The 5,115-nt window shown below is 50.9% G+C and carries 5 protein-coding genes; 3 read left to right on the forward strand and 2 right to left on the reverse strand.

The genetic code is table 11. From position 1 onward, the window contains the following. On the reverse strand, positions 1–897 hold an 897-nt coding region (locus ON063_RS14155), incomplete at its 3' end, for an aldehyde dehydrogenase family protein (protein ID WP_274665561.1). Between the two features lie 92 nt (positions 898–989). Between ON063_RS14155 and ON063_RS14160 the strand changes: the two genes are divergently transcribed. Beyond that, the gene (locus ON063_RS14160) at positions 990–1,502 is read left to right on the forward strand and encodes a glycerol-3-phosphate acyltransferase (RefSeq protein ID WP_274665562.1); all 513 of its coding nucleotides are present in this window, start codon (positions 990–992) and stop codon (positions 1,500–1,502) included. Next, positions 1,499–3,082 carry a GNAT family N-acetyltransferase gene (locus ON063_RS14165; protein WP_274665563.1) on the forward strand — a complete coding sequence of 528 codons (1,584 nt, stop codon included), beginning with the start codon at positions 1,499–1,501 and terminating at the stop codon, positions 3,080–3,082. The genes ON063_RS14160 and ON063_RS14165 overlap by 4 nt, the downstream gene beginning before the upstream one ends. Here ON063_RS14165 and ON063_RS14170 read toward each other — a convergent pair. Next, complete coding sequence (locus tag ON063_RS14170) at positions 3,021–4,649, reverse strand: ABC1 kinase family protein (protein WP_274665564.1); 1,629 nt, start codon at positions 4,647–4,649, stop codon at positions 3,021–3,023. The two genes, ON063_RS14165 and ON063_RS14170, sit on opposite strands and share 62 nt — an antisense overlap. A 93-nt stretch (positions 4,650–4,742) precedes the next feature. Between ON063_RS14170 and ON063_RS14175 the strand changes: the two genes are divergently transcribed. Beyond that, a partial coding sequence (locus tag ON063_RS14175; protein WP_274665565.1) for a trimeric intracellular cation channel family protein occupies positions 4,743–5,115 on the forward strand: 373 nt, incomplete at its 3' end.

The raw sequence follows: 5,115 nt of genomic DNA on the forward strand, positions 1-5,115 counted from the left end.
ACGCTCCGAGAATTCATCGACGACGGCACGTTCGACGTAAATTCGGTTCGCACAGACGCACGTCTGTCCACCGTTACGGAACTTCGTGGCGACCGCTTGCGGGACGGCTTTATCTAAGTCAGCTTTGGCCGTGACGATGAGAGGTGCGTGCCCACCGAGCTCGAGCGAAATCTTTTTCATCGTGTCCGCAGCGTCACGCATGAGCATCTTTCCGACTTCTGTCGACCCTGTGAACGTCAACTTTCGCACTCGCTTGTCTTGTTGCCACGCTTTGACGATATCAGACGCTTGCCCTGTTACCAGGTTGATGACTCCTTTTGGGAATCCTGCTTTTTCGGCCAATTTGACCAATTCAATCGCAGTCAATGGAGTCGCCGATGCGGGTTTCATGACGACCGTACAGCCGGCAGCAAGTGCTGGTGCGACTTTTCGCGTAATCATGGCAGCCGGGAAGTTCCAAGGTGTGATCGCGGCGATGACGCCGACCGGTTGCTTGATGGCAAAAATCCGTTTTTGATTTGAAGAGGCGGGAATCGTCTCTCCGTACACGCGTCGTCCTTCTGCCGCATACCAGTCGATAAAGCCGTTCGCATAGTTGATTTCACCGATGGCTTCTTTCAGTGGCTTTCCTTGCTCCTCAACCATCGTCCGGGCAAGTTCTTCTGTATGTTCTGCGATCAAACGATGCCACTCATTCAGTAACGCCCCTCGTTCGTCCGCGGTCTTTTGTTGCCATTCCTGTAGTGCTTCATGCGCCGCATAGACGGCTTGTGTCGCTTCGGCGATATCACTTTTCGTCACAACGGCCATCACGTTTCCCGTGGCCGGGTTTCGTACCTCGATCGTCTGTTCCGTCTCTGTCCATTCCCCGTTAATGAAGTTTTTCTCTTCTCGCATCTTGATTTCCCCTTTCCAAAAAGTGCACAGTTAATTAGAGGATACCCTTTTTTCTAAAACGCACACAATTTTCCAAAAAATGAGGGGATACAATGTGGATTATCATCGTCGGCTATCTAGTCGGGAGTCTGCTCGGGGGCAGGCTTTATGGGTTACTAAGTGGTCATGATTTAGCGACATCTGGTTCCAACAATACCGGTGCCCGCAATGCACATCGCATCGGAGGAGTGAAGGCGTTTCTGATCGTATATGGATTCGACGTGCTGAAGACGATTCTTGTCCTACAGGTGAGCGGACCGTATTTTTGGCAGACGGCACTCGCACTCACGCTCGGTCATATTTATCCGTTTTGGCGAATCCGCGCAGGCGGGAAGGGATATGCCGTTTTTTCTGGAATCATATGGGCATACGACCCGTGTTGGTTTATCGGTGGTCTCCTGATTCTATTACTTTTGATCAAAGTGACGGGCAATTCACGTGAGACAGGTCTCATCATGCTTGTCTTACTTCCGTTGGCTGCACTTGGAAGTATCGGAGATATCATCTGGGCCACGCTCATTGCCATCGTGATTGTCTATCATCATGTGAAGGAGGGAACGACATGATTGTTTATCGAAAAGCCAGTTCATCTGATTTTGACGCCATTCATCGATTGAATTACGAAACGTTCGTCGAAGAGATTCCGCAACATCCGTCAAATCTGGAACGACGACTCGTCGACAAGTTTCATGAAGAGAATACATATTGGATTGGGGAAGTGAATGGTGAAGTGGTCGCCATGTGCGCGCTACGTGGCGAAAGGCCCTTTTCGTTAGAACAAAAAGGGGTGTGTATTCCTGACGGGGATTGGCTCGAGATTCGGTTGCTTGCTGTGAAGAAAGCGTATCGGCGCAATCGTACGTTCGCCGGATTGATGCGAGCAGTCATTGGAGATGCGACAGAACGTGAAGTCGACGGTATCGTCATCAGCGGGACGACGCGTGAACAAGTGCTCTATCGCCGATTCGGATTTGTCCCATTTGCGGATCCAATCGGTCCTGAGGAAGCACGATATGTGCCGATGGTGTTAACGCGTTCGGCATTTTATGAATCAAAGTCAGCGTCGACGCTTCGACCAAAGAGTTTGCTCGCAGGTCCTGTTGAATGCTCGGAGCGTGTAAGGGCGAGGCTCTCGAGACAGCCGCTCCCACACCGTTCAAATGAGACGAGCCGTATGCTCGAATCCATTCAGCAACAATTGACGCAACGAATCGGACTTCCTTACGTCTATACGCTCTTAGGAAGCGGCACGGTTGCCAATGATGCGGTCGCTTCACGATTGAGCGGACACGGTGTCATTTTATGTGCCGGCGAATTCGGGGAACGTCTCATGGATCACGCATCTCGCGTCAGCCTCTCGTTTGATATCATTCAAGCGGACCGGAAAGGGAAGTGGGATGTTTCTGAACTTGAACGCATTGAACCAGACTGGGTGTGGACGGTGCATTGTGAGACATCCTTGGGAATTTTAATCGATCTCACCCCGCTTCATGCGTGGCAAGGTGTCGTCGCCGTCGATGCGATCAGTGCTGTCGGAACGTGCGTCTATGCCTATTCCTTTGCGGACTATGTGACCTTCTCCTCTGGAAAGGCGTTACGGAACGCCCCAGGTCTCGCGTTCGTTGCCATGAGAGGGCGAGCAGAAGCGTTACGAGACGTGCCCCGCTACTTAGACTTATCCCTCTATCAACCAATTGCCTTTACACAATCAGAGCCGCTCCTTGCGGCGATGGCGATCGCATTGGATGAACTGACGGAAGAGGAAGTCGCGTCGCATGAAGAGAAGATGCTCGTCCTGATCGACTCGCTTCGTGAGAACGGCTTACAAATCGAGCTGAGTCCCGCTCAGTCACCCGGGATTCTGACGATTTCGGTTCCGACTCATCAGTCCTCAATCGAGCTCGGTCGACAGCTGTCGTACCAAGGATATCTCGTACAATATGAGAGTGAGTATTTGAAGCGGGCGAACGTCATCCAAGTATCGACGATGGGCTGGACGACACCTCGCATGATGCGTGACGTCGGGACCTATATTGCCGAGTGGATGCGACAAAAAACCGCCACTCCTGAGAGTGACGGTTCGCTCAAACTCGAAAATCCTGACGTGCCAAGTGACGAATTTTTCGTCCGAGGCGTCTCCAATTGAAGTAAGCCAGTACGGAGACGACGCCGCCCGACCAGAACAGCCATTCATCTGGTCGGATATAGCCGAGTAGTCCGACGAGCAACCCGAGCAAGATGACGATTGCATTGAACGTCTGACGGTGCAACAGTTCTTTTGATTCCAAGTTGCGTTGGAACATCGCTTGCTCCGACAGGCGTAGTTCTTTTAAGTAATTGTCGAGGAGCGGCGGGACGTTCAATAACTTCTTCGCATAGTTGATTCCGGTCTTCACATATCGGTTTTGAAGCGTTGTCCCATCTTCCTCGAGCCATTCGATGACAATCGGTTTACCGAGTGTGAACAGGTCGATTTTCGGGTCGAGGATTTGCAGGATGCCAAGCAAGGTCGAGGCGGCCCGCCCGAAGAAGGCAAATTCCGCCGGGAGTTGAATCGGTTCGTTTTTGACGAGCAACTGAATATCCTGTAACACTTTCTCAATCAACCTTGTATCGACCGTATCGATATCGGTCTCCAAATAAAACGTCACGGCCTTTTCGAGTGCTTGGCGAATGTTTTGTTTGTTCGCCGTCGGTAACAAGAAACGTAAATCTTCGAGTCCATCGACGATGCTGTCATAGTCGAGCGAGATGAACGCCTGTAGAATATTTCGAATCGTCGCCATGTCATGTGCCGTCGTCTGTCCGACCATCCCGAAGTCGAGTAAGATGATGGTGCCGTCTGCTCGAATTTGGACGTTTCCGGGGTGTGGATCGGCATGGAACTGTCCACCAAACAACAACTGTTCGGCGGCGAGCGTGAACAGCCGTTCGGCTAGTGCAGAGCGATCGATGTCATTTTCTTTTAGGAAGGCGAGGTCGGTGATGCGTCGCGCATCGACCCAGTCCATCGTCAAGACACGGTTCGTACAGAGATGTTCGTGATAATCCGGGATATAAACGTCCCGATTATCAGCATACTTTGCTTTGAAATAGAGAGCATTTTTTAATTCGGTTTGAAAATTTAGTTCATCTCCGATGACAAAAATCATTTGGCGATATAAGCTATCTAAGTCGGTCGATTTAGCGAGGGATGTCCGCTTCAACATCGACGTGACAATCCGCATCGCACGGAAGTCCGTACGAATAATTTTTTCGATATTCGGACGTTGAATTTTGATGGCGACCCGTTTCCCGTTTTCGAGCAATGTGGCGCCGTATACTTCCCCAATCGAGGCGGAGGCGACGGCATCGATTCCGACGTCTTTGACGACTTGCGAGTAAGGAACGCCCCATTCAGCCTCTAGAATCGCGCGCGACTTCTCCCAACCCGATGTCGGGACACGGTCGACGAGTTCAGAGAGCTCATTCAGGACGGCCGGTGGCAATAAATCCGCACGAATGGATAGAAATTGTCCGAGCTTGATCAATAAGCCTTCGAGTCTTAACGCATTTCGTTTATACTCACGCGCGAGCTTGAGCATGAGTGCTTCATATTCTTCTGTCGTGGCGACGCCTTGCTGTTGTTTACGTGAAAAGGCGTACAGCCGAATGATGAATCGGGCGAACATGGTGACGATAATCCATATACGGAACAAAGCGATACGTTTCATAGTAATACCGACATCCTTTACGACAGTCGCTCGACTGACCTGATTTTTTGTAACTATACTTTACCATACAATGCGTTGAAGAAAGGGCAAGGGATGTTCATGGAGTGGGAATTGCTCAACGTCGTCGGAACGATTGCGTTCGCGGCGAGCGGAGCCATCATTGCGATGGATGAAAAATACGATATTTTTGGGGTGTGGCTGCTCGCGTTTATCACTGCCTTTGGGGGCGGTGCGATTCGAAACGTCCTATTAGGAAACCCCGTCAGTTTGATTTGGCAACAGAATGATTTATTTATTTTATGTTTTCTTGTCGCACTCCTCATCTTCCTGCTACCGAGTGTCGTATTGCCACATTGGGAACGCTGGGGGGTCATTGTCGATGCCATCGGTTTGGTCGCCTTCGCCTTCCAAGGAGCACAAGTCGCCATCAAGCTAGATTTGCCATTATCGGCAGCGATTGCGGCGG

This window comes from Exiguobacterium sp. B2(2022) (assembly GCF_028823655.1).
Classification (GTDB): Bacteria; Bacillota; Bacilli; order Exiguobacteriales; family Exiguobacteriaceae; genus Exiguobacterium; species Exiguobacterium aestuarii_A.